Annotated in this window: 16 protein-coding genes; 10 read left to right on the forward strand and 6 right to left on the reverse strand. The window is 65.5% G+C overall.

All coding sequences use genetic code 11. The annotated features are described in order from the left end of the window. Positions 1-4: 4 nt before the first annotated feature. The 4 genes from ACQR2C_RS08825 to parE form a co-directional block, all read right to left on the reverse strand. Positions 5-784: an SDR family NAD(P)-dependent oxidoreductase gene (locus ACQR2C_RS08825; protein WP_434880925.1), complete on the reverse strand. Its 780-nt coding sequence runs from the start codon at positions 782-784 to the stop codon at positions 5-7. A 14-nt stretch (positions 785-798) separates the two neighbouring features. After that, positions 799-984: a hypothetical protein gene (locus ACQR2C_RS08830; protein WP_009027935.1), complete on the reverse strand. Its 186-nt coding sequence runs from the start codon at positions 982-984 to the stop codon at positions 799-801. A 202-nt stretch (positions 985-1,186) separates the two neighbouring features. After that, positions 1,187-1,960 carry an outer membrane protein gene (locus ACQR2C_RS08835; protein ID WP_316236562.1) on the reverse strand — a complete coding sequence of 258 codons (774 nt, stop codon included), beginning with the start codon at positions 1,958-1,960 and terminating at the stop codon, positions 1,187-1,189. A 238-nt stretch (positions 1,961-2,198) separates the two neighbouring features. Next, a complete protein-coding gene (parE, locus tag ACQR2C_RS08840) occupies positions 2,199-4,262 on the reverse strand; it encodes a DNA topoisomerase IV subunit B (protein WP_316215734.1) in 2,064 nt (687 codons plus the stop codon). Positions 4,263-4,533: 271 nt separating this feature from the next. On the opposite strand from parE, the gene ACQR2C_RS08845 reads away from it, so the two are divergent. From ACQR2C_RS08845 to ACQR2C_RS08890, 10 genes are all read left to right on the forward strand, one after another. Further along, on the forward strand, positions 4,534-5,064 hold the full coding sequence (locus ACQR2C_RS08845) for a DedA family protein (protein ID WP_315800121.1): 531 nt from the start codon (positions 4,534-4,536) through the stop codon (positions 5,062-5,064). 245 nt (positions 5,065-5,309) lie between these two features. Continuing rightward, positions 5,310-5,960 (forward strand): FMN-binding negative transcriptional regulator, encoded by a 651-nt coding sequence (locus ACQR2C_RS08850; RefSeq protein WP_434880926.1) that lies wholly within the window; start codon positions 5,310-5,312, stop codon positions 5,958-5,960. 10 nt (positions 5,961-5,970) lie between these two features. Beyond that, positions 5,971-6,963 carry an N-acetyl-gamma-glutamyl-phosphate reductase gene (gene argC / locus ACQR2C_RS08855; protein WP_434880927.1) on the forward strand — a complete coding sequence of 331 codons (993 nt, stop codon included), beginning with the start codon at positions 5,971-5,973 and terminating at the stop codon, positions 6,961-6,963. 117 nt (positions 6,964-7,080) lie between these two features. After that, on the forward strand, positions 7,081-8,307 hold the full coding sequence (locus tag ACQR2C_RS08860) for a threonine ammonia-lyase (protein WP_315800118.1): 1,227 nt from the start codon (positions 7,081-7,083) through the stop codon (positions 8,305-8,307). Positions 8,308-8,528: 221 nt separating this feature from the next. Continuing rightward, entirely contained in the window at positions 8,529-9,788 is a 1,260-nt protein-coding gene (locus ACQR2C_RS08865; RefSeq protein ID WP_434880928.1) for an extracellular solute-binding protein, read from the forward strand. 1 nt (position 9,789) lies between these two features. Continuing rightward, complete coding sequence (locus ACQR2C_RS08870; protein ID WP_434880929.1) at positions 9,790-10,728, forward strand: carbohydrate ABC transporter permease; 939 nt, start codon at positions 9,790-9,792, stop codon at positions 10,726-10,728. Further along, a complete protein-coding gene (locus ACQR2C_RS08875; RefSeq protein ID WP_315800115.1) occupies positions 10,721-11,569 on the forward strand; it encodes a carbohydrate ABC transporter permease in 849 nt (282 codons plus the stop codon). Before ACQR2C_RS08870 ends, ACQR2C_RS08875 begins: the two co-directional genes overlap by 8 nt. Positions 11,570-11,591: 22 nt before the next feature. Further along, a complete protein-coding gene (locus ACQR2C_RS08880) occupies positions 11,592-12,689 on the forward strand; it encodes a Gfo/Idh/MocA family protein (RefSeq protein ID WP_315800114.1) in 1,098 nt (365 codons plus the stop codon). A 10-nt stretch (positions 12,690-12,699) separates the two neighbouring features. Continuing rightward, positions 12,700-13,344: a ThuA domain-containing protein gene (locus tag ACQR2C_RS08885; RefSeq protein WP_315712128.1), complete on the forward strand. Its 645-nt coding sequence runs from the start codon at positions 12,700-12,702 to the stop codon at positions 13,342-13,344. Next, the gene (locus tag ACQR2C_RS08890) at positions 13,341-14,390 is read left to right on the forward strand and encodes a LacI family DNA-binding transcriptional regulator (RefSeq protein WP_315800113.1); all 1,050 of its coding nucleotides are present in this window, start codon (positions 13,341-13,343) and stop codon (positions 14,388-14,390) included. Before ACQR2C_RS08885 ends, ACQR2C_RS08890 begins: the two co-directional genes overlap by 4 nt. Before the next feature lie 7 nt (positions 14,391-14,397). Here ACQR2C_RS08890 and ACQR2C_RS08895 read toward each other — a convergent pair whose 3' ends face one another. Next, positions 14,398-14,796 (reverse strand): MAPEG family protein, encoded by a 399-nt coding sequence (locus ACQR2C_RS08895; protein WP_315800112.1) that lies wholly within the window; start codon positions 14,794-14,796, stop codon positions 14,398-14,400. Between the two features lie 73 nt (positions 14,797-14,869). Then, positions 14,870-16,675, reverse strand: coding sequence for a PHA/PHB synthase family protein (locus ACQR2C_RS08900; protein ID WP_315800111.1), 1,806 nt, complete (start codon positions 16,673-16,675; stop codon positions 14,870-14,872). Between the last annotated feature and the right edge of the window lie 63 nt (positions 16,676-16,738).

Raw genomic sequence — 16,738 nt, forward strand, 5'->3', positions numbered from 1 at the left:
CGGCTCACGCCATGATCGAATAGCCGCCGTCAACGGGGATGGCTGTGCCGGTGACGAAGTCGGAGGACGGCGAACTCAGGAACGTCGCGATGCCGGCGAAGTCGTCGATGTCGCCCCACCGTGCCGCGGGCGTGCGCGCCAGCACGCGGTCGTGCAGGCCGTCGATCTGGCTACGCGCCGCGCGCGTCAGGTCGGTGTCGATCCAGCCCGGCAGAATCGCGTTGACCTGGATGTTATCGGGCGCCCAGGCGCAGGCACAGGCGCGCGTGTACTGCACGATGCCGCCTTTGCTGGCCGCGTAGGCCGGCGCGAAGCTGGCGCCGAAGATCGACAGCATCGAGCCGATGTTGATGATTTTGCCGCCGCCGCTCGCCTTGAGGGCCGGGTAGGCGGCCTTCGAGCACAGGAACGCGCTGGTGAGATTGGTGTCGATCACCTGCTGCCACTCCTCCAGCTCGAGCACGTGCGGCGGCTTGCGAATGCTCATGCCGGCATTGTTGATGAGGATGTCGATACGACCGAGCTCGCTGGCCACGCGCGCGACCATGGCGGCGACGTCGTCCTTGTCGCTGACGTCGGCTGTGACGGCGATGGCACGGCCGCCGCGACCGGCGAGATCAGCCGCCGCCGCCTGTGACTTGGCTTCGTTGCGGCCGACCACGGCAATGTCGGCGCCGGCATCGGCAAGCCCGCGCGCCATCCCCAGGCCGATTCCGCCGTTGCCTCCTGTCACGATCGCAACCTTGCCACTCAGGTCGAAGCGGCCGCCATGTCGTGTCTCCATGTTGTTGTCAGACGTCAGCAGGTGCCCTGCCAGATCATCACCAGGCCGAGTGCACCCATGCCGACGCCGTAGCCGGCCCATTGCAGCTGGTTGATCATGAAGCTCGTCCGCGGCCATGCCACCACCCCGGTGCCCTGGCCGACCCAGAGCAGGCCGACGGCGAGCAGAAGCAGGCCGCCGATCATCAGGAATCTCCGCATGGCCACTTCCTCCCTCATCGACCGCGTCACGGCATCGGAGACGCTGCTGCCGTCTTTTTTGTGAAGTTTTATGACGAGGAGGCTAGCGGCCGCCGCGGCAGATGACCAGCGGCTCCAGCCGCCAATATCCGAGCCGAAAACAAAAAGCCCCGGATCAACCGGGGCTTTTCGCAGAATGATCGAACGACCGCGTGCGGTCTGCTCAGTACTTGACGGCCGGGCCGGTCCAGTTGAAGCGGTAGACCAGCGAGGTGCTGATGGTCTGCACCCACGGCTTGAAGCTGACCGAGTCGGTCGTCACGAGGTTGCCAGCGTCGGTACGGACCGCGATGTCCTTCCGGTCGTAATAAGCCGCGCGATATTCGGTCTTCATGAACCAGCCCGGCGCCGAGATGCCGAAGATGTTCAGGTTGTTCTCGACGCCGCCGCCAACGAACCAGCCGTTGCGGTTGAACGAGTCGGTGTGGAAGCCGGACGCCGCGCCCGTGAGGGTGGTCAGGCCAGTGCCCGACCAGTGCGAACCGGAGTAGCCGGCGTTGACGTAGGACAGCACGTTCGGCGCAACCAGGTAGCCGACGCGGGCGCCCGCGGCCCAGGCGGTCTCCATCTTGATGCGGCCGGTCAGGGCAGCGAACTGATCCTGCAGGGTACCGCGCAGGCTGCCGAACTGACCATCGGCGAACACGCCGAAGACCCAGGTCGGGTTGACCTGCCAGTCATAGCCCGCGCCGACCGTGCCGAGGAAGCCGTCGCCGCCGACGCGCTGATCGATCGTCACCGGCACGCCGTTGAAGTTGGTGTGCGAGTCGGCATCCCAGAGGCCGCCACCAGCGCCACCGAAGATGTAGAACCCGGTCCAGCTCGGCGCCACCGGCATCATCGGCGCCTTCACATAGGGGCGAGCCGCCAGATCAGCAGCCGAAGCGGCACCCGTGATCGCAACCAGCGCAGTGGCAGCAAGCAAAAGCTTTTTCATATTCAATTCCCCAAGATCGTCGTGTCGCAGGTGCCGGGTTGCGGCGGCGATTCCCTCGCCAGATGTGCCCGAACTATAGCCGATTGGTGCCCAAAAGCTGTTGCAGGTTGAGCACACCGGAGGGGAAAGTGCGCTGCGGGATGCGCGCGGCCCTCGTAAGTCTCTGATCAAACTAGGTGATTGCAGGTTCGCGCGAGTGAATGGAACCTGCAATCGAGGCGTGAAATCGGGTCAAAAGCTAGACGTCGAGCAGCTCGTCGCTGGCGAATTCGGCCTTTTCCGAAATGAAGGCGAAGCGGGCCTCCGCCTTGGTCCCCATCAGCCGCTCGACCGAGTCGGCGGTGCCGTCGCGATCTTCGGCGAGCAGCATCACGCGCAGCAGGGTGCGCTTGGCCGGATCCATGGTGGTTTCCTTCAATTGCGCCGGCATCATCTCGCCGAGACCTTTGAAGCGGCCGATCTCGACCTTGGCGTTGGCATTGAACTCGCGCTTCAGGAGCTCGTCCCGATGGGCATCGTCGCGCGCGTAGAACGTCTTGCTGCCATGGGTCAGCCGGTAGAGCGGCGGCACGGCGAGGTAGAGATGCCCCTCGTCGATCAGCGGCCGCATCTGCCGGTAGAAGAAGGTGATCAGCAGCGAGGCGATGTGAGCGCCGTCGACGTCGGCATCGGTCATGATGATGATGCGCTGGTAGCGCAGATCCTCCTCGCGATACGACGTGCCGGTGCCGGCGCCGATCGCCATCACGAGATCGGCGAGCTGGGCATTCGCCGTCAGCTTGTCCTTGCCGGCCGAGGCGACGTTGAGGATCTTGCCGCGCAGCGGCAGCACCGCCTGCTTCTTGCGGTCGCGCGCCTGCTTGGCGCTGCCGCCGGCAGAGTCGCCCTCGACGATGAACAGCTCGGAGCCCTCGGTGCCGGCATCGGTGCAATCGGCAAGCTTGCCCGGCAGGCGCAGCTTCTTGGTCGCGGTCTTGCGCGCCGTCTCCTTCTCCTGGCGACGGCGGATGCGCTCCTCGGCGCGCTCGATGACGAAATCGAGCAGCCGGTTGGCCTGCACCGGATTGCCCGACAGCCAGTGATCGAACGGATCCTTGACGGCTTGCTCGACGATGCGCTGGGCCTCGGCGGTCGCGAGGCGATCCTTGGTCTGGCCCTGGAATTCGGGCTCGCGCACGAACACCGAGAGCATGATGGCGGCGCCCGCCATGATGTCCTCGGAGGTGATGTTGGCCGAGCGCTTGCCTTGGCCGACGCGCTCGGCGTGGTCCTTCAGGCCGCGCAGCAGCGCGCTGCGGATGCCGGATTCGTGCGTGCCGCCGTCGGGCGTCGGAATCGTGTTGCAGTAGGACGACAGGAAGCCGTCGGCATCAGCGGTCCAGGCGACCGCCCATTCGCAGCCGCCATGGCCGCCGGTGCGGCCCGACTTGCCGGCGAAGATATCCGGATGGACCAGCGTGTCGGCATGGATCGCTGCGGCCAGATAGTCCTTCAGGCCGCCGGGGAAGTGGAACGTCGCCTCGGGCTGGACGTCCTCGATGCCCTTCAGCAGCGACGGATCGCATTTCCAGCGGATCTCGACGCCGCCGAACAGATAGGCTTTCGAGCGCGCCATCTTGAACAGGCGCTGCGGCTTGAACGTCGCCTTGGCGCCGAAGATGGTCGGGTCGGGTTGGAAACGTACCCGTGTGCCGCGCCGGTTGGCGACCTTGCCGACCTCCTCGAGCTTGCCCTTCGGGTGGCCGCGCTCGAAGATCATGCGGTAGAGCTTCTGGTTGCGTGCGACCTCGACCTCGAGCCGGGTCGACAGCGCGTTCACCACGGAGATGCCGACGCCGTGCAGACCGCCCGAGGTCTCGTAGACCTTGGAGTCGAACTTGCCGCCCGCGTGCAGGGTGCACATGATGATCTCGAGCGCCGACTTCTTGGGAAACTTCGGATGTGGATCGATCGGAATGCCGCGGCCGTTGTCGGTCACGGTGAGGAAGCCTTCGGCATCGAGCTCGACCTCGATGAAGGTGGCGTGGCCGGCCAGCGCCTCGTCCATCGAGTTGTCGATGACCTCGGCGAACAGGTGGTGCAGCGCCTTTTCGTCGGTGCCGCCGATATACATGCCGGGGCGGCGCCGCACCGGCTCCAGGCCCTCGAGGACCTCGATGTCACGGGCGGTGTAATCGCCCTCGGCGCTGCCTGCGCGGGCGGCTGGCTTGGCCGGAGCCTTGCCCTTGGCGGCGAACGCCGCCAACGGGTCCGTGACGCCCTTGGCCTTGGCTTTTGCAGCTGATTTCAACGGTTTACCCATGGAATTGGATGTTGCGTGTGCGCAAGATGGAACGAATCGTTGGGCCTGACTATGCCATGGACCGGCATAAAACAATGACCCCGGGAAACAACGACGTTCACCAGCCCGCCACGTTTTGGCCGGTTCCGATCGCCGGATCGCCGCTGTTCACGCGGTTCAGCCGGTTGTTGTGACTTGAAGTGGGCGGGTTCGGTGGCGTACCAGTCTGCGCCATGGAACCGCGAAGGCCTTCAAGCACTTAAGCGCCGCGGAGCAGAAAGGCGTCGAGCAGATGGAAGATTTTGGCCGCGCGGTTGCCGACTTCGTGCGCGACCATCAGGCCTGGGCTGCTCCGATCGTCCTGCTGCTTGCCTTTGGCGAGTCCCTGGCCTTCGTCTCGCTCCTGATTCCCGCCTGGGGCGCCCTGGTCGCGATCGGCGCCCTGATCGGCGCCACCGGGATCAGCTTCTGGCCGATATGGCTGGCCGGTGGAATCGGCGCCGCGCTCGGCGACTGGGTCTCCTACTGGTTCGGCTACCGCTACAAGGACCGCGTCGCCCAGATGTGGCCGCTGTCGCGATACCCGGAGCTGCTGCCGCGCGGCGAGGCCTTCGTGCGCGATTGGGGCGTGCCGAGCATCTTCATCGGCCGGTTCTTCGGCCCGTTGCGCGCGTCGGTGCCGCTGGCGGCGGGCATTTTCGAGATGCCCTACATGGTGTTCCAGATCGCCAACTTCGTGTCGGCGCTGGTGTGGTCGGCGGTGCTGCTGTTGTTCGGCGACATCATCGGGCGCACCATGGAATGGCTGTGGCATGCGGTCTGACGCCAGCCCCGAACGGGCCGGGCCGACGTGCGAGCTTGACGCAGGAACCCTGCGGCCCTATAGGCCTGCCCCCATGATCAACGCAGCGACCAACATGATCGCCGAAATGCGCCGTCGTACCTCCGCGGTACGGGCGATGATCTGCGTCTAGATCACAGCCCCTGCCGCCGGATCCGTCCCGCGGCAAACTTTCTCCTTGCAGCGCGATCGATCAGGCGGCTCCTTCGTCCAGCAGGAGTTTTCCGATGTACACGCCACCGCCCTTCAAGCCCGATCGCGCCGCGAGCCTCGGCTTTGCGGAGGCGCGCGGCTTCGGCACGGTCTGCGCGTGGGACGGCACTAGGCCGATTGCGTCCTCCGTGCCGTTTCACCTGGGGGCGCTGAACGACGGCACGCCGCAGGCGTTCTTCCACGTCGCCCGCGGCAATCCGCTGGCGAAGCTCGCCGACGGCGCGACGCGGTGGCTGCTCGCCGTCAACGGCGCCGATGCCTATGTGTCGGCCGACTGGTACGTCTCGCCCGATCAGGTGCCGACCTGGCTTTATCAGGCGGTGCATCTGACCGGCCCGGCGCGCATCCTGTCGGAGGCGGAGCTTGCAGAGCAGGTGGATGCGGTCAGCGCCAAGTTCGAGCAATGGCTGTTGCCGAAGGCGCCGTGGACCTCGGGCAAGATGAGCGCTGGCCGGCTCGAGGGGATGCGCAAGGCGATCGTCGGCATCGTGATGACGATCGACGAGGTCGAGGGCAGCTTCAAGCTCAACCAGCATAAGTCGGAAGCCGATTATGCGGCGGTCGCGACCCGGCTCGGCGAGCGGCCCGACATCGGCTCGCAACAGATATCGTCTCTCATGCGGCAGGCGCGGCCCCAGGCCTTTGCCGACGAAACCCAGACCTAAGGAGCGTGCCATGACCGTGATCGACAGCAATTTGCCGAAAGCTCACATCACCTCCGGGACTGCGACACGCGCCGTGTTCGTCGACGGCGGCTCGGGCACGACCGGCCTGGGAATCGCCGAGCGGCTCCGGCACCAGCCGGATATCGTCGTGAAGACGATCGCCGAGGACAAGCGCAAGGATCCGGCAGCCAAGCGGGCGCTGATGGCCGAGGTCGATCTCGTCATCCTCTGCCTGCCCGATGACGCCGCCAAGGAGACGGTGGCGCTGATCGACGGCATGGGCAGCTCTGCGCCGAAGGTGCTGGACGCGTCGACCGCCTATCGCGTCGCGCCGGACTGGGCCTATGGCTTTCCCGAGCTCGCCGCCGATCAGGCCGACAAGATCCGCAATGCACGCAAGGTCTCCAACCCCGGCTGCTATCCCACCGGTGGCATCGCGCTGTTGCGGCCATTGGTCGATGCCGGCCTGCTGCCGCAGGACTATCCGGTGACGGTGAATGCCGTCAGCGGCTATTCCGGCGGCGGCAAGACCATGATCGCGGCCTTCGAGAACGGCACCGCACCGAACTTCGAGCTGTACGGCCTCGGCCTCGAGCACAAGCATCTGCCCGAATTGCAGCTCTATTCGCGGCTGACCCGGCGGCCGATCTTCATTCCCTCGGTCGGCAACTACCGGCAGGGCATGCTGGTCTCCGTGCCGCTGCAGCTCGACACCCTGCCGGGCAGGCCGTCGGGCTCGGACCTGCAGGCGGCCCTGGCGAAGCACTATGCCGGCAGCCAATACGTCTCGGTGATGCCGCTCGACGGCGCGGCGGCCAAGAGCGGCCGGCTCGAGCCGGAGGCGCTGAACGAGACCAACGAGCTCGAGCTCTACGTCTTCGCCAGCGACAAGCATCATCAGGCGGTGCTGGTGGCGCGGCTCGACAATCTCGGCAAGGGCGCATCGGGCGCGGCCGTGCAGAACATGCGGCTGATGCTCGGACTGCCCGATCTCGGGAGCTGAGATCGATCTGGATCATCCGGTCGCGGAAGCGCCCGGCACGATCGGCAACATCATGCGACGGCCTGCGTTCCGCGGGCCGCGCTGTGCAATGACGCACGCTGAGGAATGGGCAGACCCATGACCGCCACCGATTTGAACGCGCTGCCCGTCACCGTCAACGACGTGCGCGCCGCCGCGGAAACCATCGGCGGCGCCGTGCTCGCGACGGCCTGCAACCAGAGCAGGACGCTCGGCGAGATCTGCGGCTGCAACGTCTGGCTCAAATTCGAGAACCTGCAGTTCACCTCCTCGTTCAAGGAGCGCGGCGCGCTGAACCGGCTGAATGCGCTGTCCGCCGGGCAGCGCGAACGCGGCGTGATCGCGATGTCGGCCGGCAACCACGCGCAGGGCGTCGCCTACAATGCGCGGCGTCTCGGCATTCCCGCGACCATCGTGATGCCGGTGGGCACGCCGATGGTGAAGGTGGAGAACACCAAGCGGCACGGCGCCGAGGTCGTGATTTCCGGCGCCACCCTGGAAGAGGCGGGGGCATTTGCCAGGGAGCACGGTGCGGCCAAGGGCATGACCATGATCCACCCGTACGACGATCCGCTGATCATCGCCGGGCAGGGGACGGTGGCGCTGGAGATGCTCGCGGTGGTCCCCGAGCTCGATACGCTCGTGGTGCCGATCGGGGGCGGCGGGCTGATCTCTGGCATGGCGGTCGCGGCGCGCGCCATCAAGCCGGGCCTGCGCATCGTCGGCGTGCAGGCCGAACTCTATCCCTCCATGTACAACGCCGTCCGCAACAGCCAGCTGCCGATGCGCGGTGATACGTTGGCCGAGGGCATCGCGGTGAAGTCGCCGGGCCGGATCACGACCGAGATCATCCGACAGCTCGTCGATGACATATTGCTGGTCACCGAGCCGCAGATCGAGCGTGCGCTGGCGACCTTGATCTCGATCGAGAAGACAGTGGTCGAAGGCGCCGGCGCCGTCGGTCTCGCCGCCGTGCTCGCGCATCCTGCGCAGTTTGCCGGACGCAATGTCGGCCTGGTGCTGAGCGGCGGCAACATCGATACCCGGTTGATCGCCTCGGTCCTGACCCGCGAGCTGGCGCGTGAGGGGCGGCTGACGCAGTTGTCGATCGACATCGTCGACCGCCCGGGACAGCTCGCTGCGGTCTCGACCCTGCTGGCCGACGCCGGCGCCAACATCATCGAGGTCTCGCACCAGCGCACCTTCTCGGACCTGCCGGCGAAGGCGACCCTGCTGGAGCTGGTGATCGAGACGCGCGACCAGGCCCACCTCAACGACGTGATGGCAAAACTCGTCGCCGCCGATTTCAAGGCACGGTGCACCTGAGCGTCATACGGTCCACGGCATATTCTCTTGCGCAGCCGGCGCCAGCTCGCGCCGGTCGGTCCCCGCCTTCCCAGCTCAGCTAGCCGTCTCTCCCGCCTGCAATACGTATCGCAAACGCGAACACCTCATCCTTGAGGTTCTCACTGTCAGAATTTCAGTTGCGCACCTCAGAAAATGAGGACAGGATTACCGCAACAAAGAAGACGGTTGGGAGGATTCCGATGGGACTGCTCGCGAAGCTGGGACTCGCCGCTGCCGCATGCCTGCTTGGTGCGACCGCCGCAAGCGCCGACACCACGGTGAAATGGCTGCATATCGAGGTCAATCCGGCCCAGGTGAAGATCTGGGAGGAGGTGGCCCGCGCCTACGAGGCGTCGCATCCCGGCACCAAGATCGAGATGCAGTTCCTCGAGAACGAGGCCTACAAGGCCAAGCTGCCGACCATCCTGCAATCCAAGGACCGGCCGAACATCATCTACAGCTGGGCCGGCGGCGTGCTGAAGGCGCAGATCGAGGCCGGCGTCCTCGAGGACATCACCGACCAGGTGAAGGGTTACAGCGACAGCGTGACGCCGGCAGCGCTCGCGGCCTTCACCGACAACGGCCATGTCTACGGCCTGCCGATCTCGCTGTCGCAGGTCGGCTTCGTCTGCAACAAGGAGCTGATGGCCAAGGCGAAGGTCGATCCGGCTGCCATCAAGAGCTGGGATGATCTGCTGGCGGCCGTGAAGGCGTTGAAGGCCGCGGGCGTGACCCCGATCGTCGTCGGCGGCGCCGACAAATGGCCGCTGCATTTCTACTGGACGCATCTGGCGGTGCGCATCGGCGGCAAGCCGGCATTCGACGCGGCGTTGCGCGGCGAGAATAGCGGCTTTGCTGGCGACACCTTCGTCAAGTCCGGCGAGCTGTTCAAGCAGCTCGTCGATCTCCAGCCGTTCCAGAACGGCTTTCTTGGCTTCAAGAATCCGCAGGCCGTCGGCTATTTCGGCGACGGCAAGGCGGCCATGACGCTCGCGATCAGCTCCGTCTACAACCTGCAGCGGGCGCTCGCCGCCGACAAGGTGGGCCTCAGCGAAGACAAGATCTGCTGGTTCGATTTTCCGGTCGTGCAAGGCGGCAAGGGCGCGCCGACGGATACGCTCGGCGGCATCACCGGCTGGCTGGTCACCAAGGGCTCGCCCAAGGAAGCGGTCGATTTCCTGAAGTACTTCATCTCCAAGGACGTCCAGACCCGGCTGGCGGCAGGGAATTTCATCATCCCGGTGGTGCAGGGCGCCGACGCCGGCCTCAACAATTCCTTCATGAAGCTGATCGCGTCCAATCTGGCAAAATCGAACTATCACCAGAACTTCTATGACCAGAGCCTGGGTCCCTCCGTCGGCCGTGTCGTCAATGACGTCTCCGCGGAGATTGCCGGCGGCAGCATGACCCCGCAGGACGCCGCCCAGGCGATCGAGGCGGCGCGGAAGCAGGGCAACTGACGTGGCGCGGCCGATCGCGGGCTCGCCGGCGATGGTGTCGCCGGCATCGCTCTCCGCGCGCGCGGTGCGCGGCCCGAGCTGGGACGGCCGCTTCACCGTCCTGGTCCTGTTCCTGCCGCCGGCGCTGCTGCTGTTCACGCTGTTCGTGGTGCTGCCGATCGGCGAGGCCGCCTGGTACTCCGGCTTCAACTGGAACGGATTCGGACGGCCGACCCATTGGATCGGCTTCGACAACTACCGCTTCGTGCTGGAGACGCGCGCCTTCTGGCTCGCGCTGCGCAACAACGGCCTGATCATTGCGGTCTCGCTCTGCGTCCAGCTGCCGCTGGCGTTGACACTGGCCCTGATGCTCGCGGAGCGGTTTCGCGGCGCGGTCGCGCTGCGCATGCTGTTCTTCATGCCCTATATCCTCGCCGAGATCGCGACCGGGCTGATCTTCAGCTTCGTCTATGACGGCGATTACGGCCTGGTCGCGTCGATCTGGCGCAGCTTCGGCGCCGAGCCGCCGCATCTGCTGGCCTCGACCGACACGGCGATGCTGGCGGTGCTGATCGTGATCGTCTGGAAGTATTTCGGCTTCCACATGATGCTGTTCATCGCGGCGCTGCAAAGCATCGACAAGAGCCTGATCGAGGCGGCACGGATCGACGGAGCCACCCGGACGCAGAGCCTGCGCCATGTCGTCATCCCCTTGCTCTATCCGACGATCCGGCTGTCGGTGTTCTTCGCCATCGTCGGCTCGCTGCAGCTGTTCGATCTCGTGATGCCGCTGACCCGCGGTGGCCCCGCCGACTCCTCGAACACGATGGTGAGCTTCCTCTACAACAACGGCATCTCCCGCATGCGGGTCGGCTATGGCAGCGCCATCGGTGTCATCCTGTTCGCGATCTGTGTGACATTTGCCTTCACCTACAAGCGATGGTTCATGCGCGATGAATAGTGCCGAGACGAGCCAAGCGCCGTTCGATCCCGCCGTGCTGTTCAAGGCGGTGTTCCTCGCGATCGTCGCCATCTTCGTGCTGGTGCCGCTGCTCGCGACGCTGCTGGGCGGCTTCAAGTCGCTCGGGGAACTGCGCGTCAATCCGTTTGGCCTGCCGCAGCGCTGGGAGTGGCAGAATTATGCCGACATCCTGTTCTCCGGGCGCTACTGGCAGCTGCTGCGCAACTCGCTGATCATCTCCACGCTGACGGTGGTCCTGACTCTCATCGTCGCGTCGATGGCGGCCTTCACCTTTGCTCATGTCCGATTCTACGGCAGCTCGATGCTGTTGAGCTATCTGACGCTCGGCCTGCTGTTTCCGGCGGCGACCGCGGTGTTGCCGCTGTTCATCAAGGTGCGCGATCTCGGGCTGCTGGACACCTATTTCGGCGTCGCGCTGCCGCAGGTCGCCTTCAGCCTTGCGATGAGCGTGCTGCTGCTGCGCCGCTTCTTCAAGGACATCCCCTACGAGCTGCTCGAGGCCGCGCTGGTCGACGGCTGCAGCTACGTCAAATTCTTCCGCTATGTGACGCTGCCATTGTCGCGCCCGATCCTGGCGACCGTGGGCACCATCACTTTCGTGAACAGCTGGAACGCCTATCTGTTGCCGCTCGTGATGCTCAACACCGACGCGCTGTATCCCTGGCCGCTCGGCATCATGGTCTATCAGGGCGAATATTCCTCCGAGTGGCACCTGATCCTCGCCTTCATCACCCTGACCATCCTGCCCACGATCGTCCTTTTCCTCCTGGCGCAGAAGCACATCGTTGCCGGCCTGACATCGGGCGCGGTCAAGGGATGAACGAGACCTCACGGAGACCCCAATGAGAAAAGTCGGCATCGGCATCATCGGCTGCGGCAACATCAGCACGGCGTATCTGAAGGCCGCGCAGCGCTTTCCCGTTCTGGACATCAAGGCGCTCGCCGACATGCGCAGCGACGCCGCCGAGCGGCAGGGCGCGGCCTTCGGCCTGCCGGCGATGCGGGTCGATCAATTGCTGAAGCGCGATGACGTCGAGATCGTCATCAATCTCACCGTGCCGCTCGCCCATACCGACGTCAGTCTCGCCGTGCTGAACGCCGGCAAGCACGTGCATTCCGAGAAGCCGCTGGGCATCGACGTCGCCGAGGCCCGCAAGGTGATCGAGCTTGCCGCGCAGAAGAATCTCCGCGTCGGCTGCGCGCCCGACACCTTCCTGGGCGGCGGACACCAGACCGCACGCAAGCTGATCGACGACGGCGCGATCGGCACACCCGTGGCCGGTAGCGCCTTCTTCGGCTGCCCCGGCCATGAGCGCTGGCATCCCGCGCCGGGCTTCTATTATCTGCGCGGCGGCGGGCCGATGCTCGACATGGGGCCGTACTACATCACCGATCTCGTGCAACTGCTCGGCCCGGTGGCGAGCGTCATGGGCTCGACCGCGCGCCCGCGAGCGGAGCGCCTCGTCACCAGCCAGCCGATGAGCGGCACGCTGATTCCGGTCGAGGTGCAGACGCACGTCGCAGGCACGCTCGAATTCGAAAGCGGTGCGGTGGTCTCGGTCACGATGAGCTTCGACGTCCCGAAGCACCGGCACGCCCCCATCGAGATCTATGGCGACGAGGGCAGCATGCTGGTGCCGGACCCCAACCGCTTCGGCGGCGAGGTCCAGGTCGCCAGGACCGGCGGCGACTGGCAGACGATGCCGTTGACGCATGGTCACATCGACGGCGAGTTCCGCTCCATCGGCGTCGCCGACATGGCGACCGCGATCCTGAACGACCGGCCGCATCGCGCCAGCGGCGCGCTTGCGTTCCACGTGCTGGAGGTCATGGAAGCGTTCCAGACCTCCGCAAACGAAGGCCGGCGGGTCAAGATCGAGAGCCGCGTGGAGCGGCCGGCGATGTTGCCGGTTGGACGCGACACCGGACAGATCGACTGAGGACAGAGACATGCGCAAGGCAATGATTGTGTGGGGCGGCTGGCCGGGACATGACCCCGATCTCTGTGCCTCGATGATCCGCGGCTGGCTCAAGGCGGAAGGCTTCGAGGTGCGGATCGAGACCACGACGGCTGCATTCGCAGATCCTGCGATCCACGATCTGTCGCTGATCATCCCGATCTACACGATGTCCAAGATCGAGAAGGCGGAAGCGCTCAATCTCTGCGCGGCGGTGCGCAGCGGCGTTGGGCTCGCCGGCCATCATGGCGGCATGTGCGATGCCTTCCGCGATTCGGTCGACTACCAGTTCCTGTGCGGCGGGCAATGGGTCGCCCATCCCGGCAATATCATCGACTACCGGGTCGACTTGACCCGGCCGGACGATCCCATCATGAAGGGCCTGACAAGTTTCGAGCACCGTTCCGAGCAGTATTACATGCACGTCGACCCGGCCAACGAGGTGTTGGCGACCACGACCTTCACCGGAGAGCACGCCCCGTGGATCGAGGGGGTGGTGATGCCGGTGGTCTGGAAGAAGCGCTACGGCGCGGGCAGGGTGTTCTATTCCTCGCTCGGCCACCGCGCTTACGAGCTCGACGTGCCGGAGATCCGGACGTTGATGACCCGCGGCATGTTATGGGCGGCGCGCGAGTGACGGCTGACGCGAACCCGTTGCCGGTCCGGGCCACGCTGGAGGACGTCGCGCGGACGGCGGGCGTGTCGCTCGCCACCGTCGACCGCGTCATCAACCGGCGCGAGGGCGTGCGTGCCAAGACCGTTGCCCGGGTGGAGGCCGCTGTTGCCAAGCTGGGTTATCGCGCCGACGTCGCCGCGGCACGGCTCGCGCGCGGCCAGAGCTTCCGCTTTGCCTTCGTGCTGCCGACCGGTGGCAACAGCTTCATGACCGTCCTGACCGAGCAGGTCCAGCGCACGGCGGAGTGGCTGGCCGGCCAGCGCGGCTTCATCGATATCCTCCACGTCGACGTGTTCGATCCTGACGTGCTGGCCGGTGCGCTGGAGAACCTGTCGCCGGCCTATCAGGGCGTTGCGGTCATCGCGCTCGATCACCCCAGAGTGCGCGCCGCGATCGACGAGCTCACCGCGCGCGGTGTCGCGGTGGTGACCCTGGTCTCGGACGCGCCCAGCTCGCGCCGCCTGCATTATGTCGGGATCGACAATCCGGCCGCGGGGCGAACCGCCGCCACCCTGATGGGACGCTATCTCGGCGGTCGCGAGGGAACGGTCGCGGTGATCGCGGGATCTCTGTCGCTGCGCGATCATGCCGAGCGGCAGTTCGGCTTCAACCAGATCCTCTCCAGCGAATATCCGAACCTGCGGGCGCTGCCCGTGATCGAGGGCCGCGACGACAGCGAGCGCACGCGGGAGCTGACCGCGGCGCTGCTCGCGCGCCATGCGGATCTGCTCGGCATCTATTGCTGCGGCGCCGGCAATCGCGGCATCGCCGATGCCCTGGAGGCCTCAGGGCGGGCTCGCGAGGTGGTGTGGATCACGCATGAGCTGACCCAGCACACCAGGAGGTTCCTGGTCCGCGGCACGTGCGACGCCATCATCAACCAGGATCCCGGCCACGAGGCGCGCTCGGCGGCGCGCGTCCTGCTCGCGCACTGCTCGGGGGAGCCGATCAGTCCCGATCAGGAGCGCATCCGCATCGATATCTTCCTGCGGGACAATCTGCCCTAGCGGATCGCTAGAGCCAGCCGAAGATCGCGACCGCGAGCACAGCCTGTGCCGCGAAGCCGACCACGAACGCCAGCGTCCGGAACACCGGCAGGCCGATCGCGTAGACGATGACGTGAGCGACGCGCGACCAGAAATAGACGGCGCAGGCGAGCACGGTCCATTTGGTCGAGTAGTCGATCGCATTGAGGATCAGCACCAGCGGCGCGAAGATCACGAGGTTCTCGACCGCATTGTCGTGCGCGAACATCAGCCGCGTGGCCCACGGTGCGTGCGGCTTGTCGTTGCGGGAGGGATTGGCCATGGCGCCCGTGAGGCCGCGGACCTGGCAGCGGTTCAGGATGTAGGGAACCCACAGCAGGCCGGTCAGAATGACCGTGAGCGTCAGCCAGAACAGTTCGCGCGTCATCGAGATCCCCTCAACTGATTCCCGTCCCGTCCCGGCGGGACGGAGCGGTTATAGTCAATCGCGGCGGATCACGCTATGCGCGGACGCGGACATAGGAGCCCGGCGCATCCTCGAGCGGTGGATAGGCCTCGCTGCCGACGTCGCGTGCGGGAACTTCTTCCGGATCCAGCTGGCTCAGCCATTCGCGCCAGTCCGGCCACCACGAGCCCTTGTGCTCCTGCGCGCCCTTCATCCAGTCCTTCAGCGAGATGTCGTGGATCTGGTCATTGGTCCAGTACTGATACTTGCCGGAGGAGGGCGGGTTGACGACGCCGGCGATGTGGCCCGAGCCCGACAGCACGTACTTTACCGGACCGCCGAAGAATTGCGATCCGTACAGCACGGAGTCGGCCGGCGCGATGTGGTCCTCGCGGGTGGCGAGATTGTAGACCGGCACCTTCACCTTGGAGAGGTCGAGCAGCGTGTTGTCGAGCACCATGGTGCCCTGCGTCAGCCGGTTCTCCAGATAGCAGTTGCGCAGATAGTAGGAATGGTTCGCCGCCGACATCCGCGTGGCGTCCGAATTCCAGTGCAGCAGGTCAAACGCCTGCGGCGCCTGGCCCTTCAGGTAATTGTTGACGACGTAGGACCAGATCAGGTCGTTCGAGCGCAGCATGTTGAAGGCCATCGCCATCTTGCTGCCTTCGAGCACGCCCGAGGCCTGCATGTCGCGTTCCAGCGCCGAGATCTGGGTCTCGTCGACGAACACCAGGAGATCGCCGGCATGGGTGAAGTCGACCTGCGCGGCCAGGAAGGTCGCGGAGGTCACGCGCTGGCGGCGCTTGTCGGCGAGCCAGGCCAGCGTCGTCGCCAGCATGGTGCCGCCGACGCAATAGCCCATCGTGTGCACCTTCATCTCGCCCGTCACCTTCTCGATGACGTCCATCGCGGTGAGCGGACCTTCCTTCATGTAGTCCTCCCAGGTCTTGGTCCCGAGCTTCTTGTCGGGATTGACCCAGGAGATCACGAACACCGTGAGGCCCTGATCGACGCACCATTTGATGAAGGATTTCTCGGGGCGCAGATCGAGGATGTAGAACTTGTTGATCCAGGGCGGCACGATCAGCAGCGGCGTGCGCAGCACGTTCTCCGTCGACGGCGCGTACTGGATCAGTTGCATCATGTCGTTCTGGAAGATGACCTTGCCCGGCGTCGTCGCCATGTTGACGCCGACCTCGAGATTGGCCGGGTCGGACTGGCGAATCTTGAGCGAGCCCTTGCCGGCCTCGATGTCCTCCGCGAGCATCTGCATGCCACGCACCAGGTTATCGCCGCTCGACGCCACCGTCTGCCGCAGCACCTCGGGATTGGTCAGAACGAAATTCGAGGGCGCCAGCGCATTGGTGATCTGGTTGACGTAAAACTCGGCCTTCTTGCGCGTGTGCGGATCGAGGCCTTCGGCATTGTGGACGAGGTCCTGCGCCCATTGCGTCGTCAGCAGATAGGCCTGCATCACGAAATCGAAGAACTGGTTCGACTTCCATTCCGGATCGGCGAAGCGCTTGTCGCGCGGCGAGGGCGAAATGGCCGGGGGCGCGTCTTCGCCGGCGAGACGGCGCGCGGCCGAGCCCCACAAATCGAGATAGCCCTTGGCGATCTTGGTCTGGACGTCGCTGGCGCGATCCTTGTCCGACAGCCAGTAGTCGGCGACCGCGGTGAAGGATTTGACGACCTCGGTCAATTCGGTCGGTGGCCGGTCCTGAACCTCGCCGGTCTCGCGCGGCTTCAGATAGGCGGACAGCGCCTTGCCGCTGCTTTCCATGGCCTTCGCGATGTTCATCGCGAACGCTTCCGCATCGAATGTTTTTTCTGGATTGCTGCTGTTCTGAACGTCGGTCATGGCTCGATCACACTATCGCGTCGGGATCGTTTCGTCACCGCGCGAGATCAATAATCCGCGAGT

Origin of the sequence: Bradyrhizobium sp. HKCCYLRH3061 (assembly GCF_051168015.1) — a bacterium.
In the GTDB taxonomy this organism is placed as follows: Bacteria; Pseudomonadota; Alphaproteobacteria; order Rhizobiales; family Xanthobacteraceae; genus Bradyrhizobium.

What these genes read in the sequence shown, in the direction of transcription:
- ACQR2C_RS08825 (WP_434880925.1), bottom strand. Translation starts at nt 784, where the DNA reads ATGGAGACACGACATGGCGGCCGCTTCGACCTGAGTGGCAAGGTTGCG.
- ACQR2C_RS08830 (WP_009027935.1), bottom strand. Translation starts at nt 984, where the DNA reads ATGCGGAGATTCCTGATGATCGGCGGCCTGCTTCTGCTCGCCGTCGGC.
- ACQR2C_RS08835 (WP_316236562.1), bottom strand. Translation starts at nt 1,960, where the DNA reads ATGAAAAAGCTTTTGCTTGCTGCCACTGCGCTGGTTGCGATCACGGGT.
- parE (WP_316215734.1), bottom strand. Translation starts at nt 4,262, where the DNA reads ATGGGTAAACCGTTGAAATCAGCTGCAAAAGCCAAGGCCAAGGGCGTC.
- ACQR2C_RS08845 (WP_315800121.1), top strand. Translation starts at nt 4,534, where the DNA reads ATGGAAGATTTTGGCCGCGCGGTTGCCGACTTCGTGCGCGACCATCAG.
- ACQR2C_RS08850 (WP_434880926.1), top strand. Translation starts at nt 5,310, where the DNA reads ATGTACACGCCACCGCCCTTCAAGCCCGATCGCGCCGCGAGCCTCGGC.
- argC (WP_434880927.1), top strand. Translation starts at nt 5,971, where the DNA reads ATGACCGTGATCGACAGCAATTTGCCGAAAGCTCACATCACCTCCGGG.
- ACQR2C_RS08860 (WP_315800118.1), top strand. Translation starts at nt 7,081, where the DNA reads ATGACCGCCACCGATTTGAACGCGCTGCCCGTCACCGTCAACGACGTG.
- ACQR2C_RS08865 (WP_434880928.1), top strand. Translation starts at nt 8,529, where the DNA reads ATGGGACTGCTCGCGAAGCTGGGACTCGCCGCTGCCGCATGCCTGCTT.
- ACQR2C_RS08875 (WP_315800115.1), top strand. Translation starts at nt 10,721, where the DNA reads ATGAATAGTGCCGAGACGAGCCAAGCGCCGTTCGATCCCGCCGTGCTG.
- ACQR2C_RS08880 (WP_315800114.1), top strand. Translation starts at nt 11,592, where the DNA reads ATGAGAAAAGTCGGCATCGGCATCATCGGCTGCGGCAACATCAGCACG.
- ACQR2C_RS08885 (WP_315712128.1), top strand. Translation starts at nt 12,700, where the DNA reads ATGCGCAAGGCAATGATTGTGTGGGGCGGCTGGCCGGGACATGACCCC.
- ACQR2C_RS08895 (WP_315800112.1), bottom strand. Translation starts at nt 14,796, where the DNA reads ATGACGCGCGAACTGTTCTGGCTGACGCTCACGGTCATTCTGACCGGC.
- ACQR2C_RS08900 (WP_315800111.1), bottom strand. Translation starts at nt 16,675, where the DNA reads ATGACCGACGTTCAGAACAGCAGCAATCCAGAAAAAACATTCGATGCG.